Annotated in this window: 2 protein-coding genes; both read left to right on the top strand. The window is 44.5% G+C overall.

Features of this window, described 5'->3' with window-relative positions; all coding sequences use genetic code 11:
* On the top strand, positions 1-270 hold a 270-nt coding region (locus tag PHO31112_RS27465), incomplete at its 5' end, for a hypothetical protein (protein WP_217427083.1).
* Between the two features lie 43 nt (positions 271-313).
* Positions 314-1,457 (top strand): hypothetical protein (locus PHO31112_RS26970; protein WP_150624796.1); only part of this gene is annotated, 1,144 nt, incomplete at its 3' end.

Below are 1,457 nucleotides of genomic sequence, written 5' to 3'. Positions count from 1 at the left end.
AGGGGAGATATCGGTTACCCCATTACAGGTGCTACAGCACCTTGTGCTTGGTCTGATCCCGATAGCAGTACTTTAGCAGATGTATATTTGCTGGATAACAACAATCGAATTCAGATTATTATCGTGGATCTTGCTGAACTCAAACCTAACGCCACTATTAATCAGGGGACTATGAGCTACATAGCATCGTCCAAGCAGACGAAGCTCACGTTTAACCCCGTTGGAGCAAAGAATTGTGGCATTTCAGTAGTCAGAACCCTAACAAATTAACCATGATCGATTGACTTTAATTTTATAAATTAAGGAGATTATTATGGCAGGCGCCGGCATAAATCCAGGAACGCGCGTAATTTACGTTCCAAAAAATTTAGATACGTTAAATGTGTCGTACTTTCGCGGCCAATATTTTTCTAAAGGTGCGTTCGACGCGCCACATGCCTACGAAATACCCGACTTTTCAGTCAGACATACCTATCCTAATGTAGTGCATTGCACCCCTCAGGCGATCTTCTATAGGGATTCCGGGAATTTTAATAATGTCTATGTTTTTTATACCAATGCCAACCAAGCGGCGATGGTCGTAAGGACTGTTCGTAGTAGCGACCCAATCAGCCAAGTGGCAGCGAATCTCTTGCCTCTTGGAAATCTAAATCAGGTGGGTCTTGGATTCCTAGCATACGAATCGCTGGTGCCATATACCTTGGATGATAAAACTTATATTTTTTATTACAGTGCCAATGGCATAGCCTTCAATGGTCTTTTTTACGCGGCGTACAATGCCGATTTTAGTGCAAGTAAATTTCGTAAGTATGCTGTGGATCAACCGGTCACAAATCCTGATTGGGGCAACAACCAAGTGCATGCTATAGACTACGTGAGCGTCGTCGCTGGGCCGGATGGCCCTAGTATGCCTTACTTATTTTGGAACAGCCTAAACGAACAAAATGGGCAGACCTATCTTAACTCTTGCCAGCTCCAATTGAATAGCAGTGGTCCCAGCGTTTCAATTGTAAAAGGTTCTACACGACAAAACTTAACAGAAACTTACTATGCACCAAGCGCCGTGTACATAGATGATCCAAAGCTCGGTCAGTATTTTGCTATCTTTCATAATCAGCAAAGCAAACAACTGGAATGTTATATACTCGGGTTAAAAAGAACCAATGTGACACCCGCCGATGGGGATTATCAAGTCCTATATTACGTATCGCATTTAAGTGGTATACCGGCCATCGGGCACATTAGGGGAACCACAGCGCCTTGTGGAGCTTACTGGACGCCCGGTACAAGCAAAGTTGATGTGTACTTGGTAGAGAACGACGGTGGAGTCAGGATGCTTCGGGTTGATTTTTCTCGATTCTCGGGTGATTGGGTGCAAGTTATGGGAACACTCAAGCTACCCTCTTCCGTACAGTCTGGGGGGGCGAATTTAGGTGTTTCGGTGGTTAGAGTTCCCG

It is taken from the genome of Pandoraea horticolens, from assembly GCF_902459555.1.
GTDB classification, from domain to species: domain Bacteria; phylum Pseudomonadota; class Gammaproteobacteria; order Burkholderiales; family Burkholderiaceae; genus Pandoraea; species Pandoraea horticolens.
Note: the sequence above shows the minus strand (reverse complement) of the source record. Positions and strands in the feature narration are given on the sequence as shown.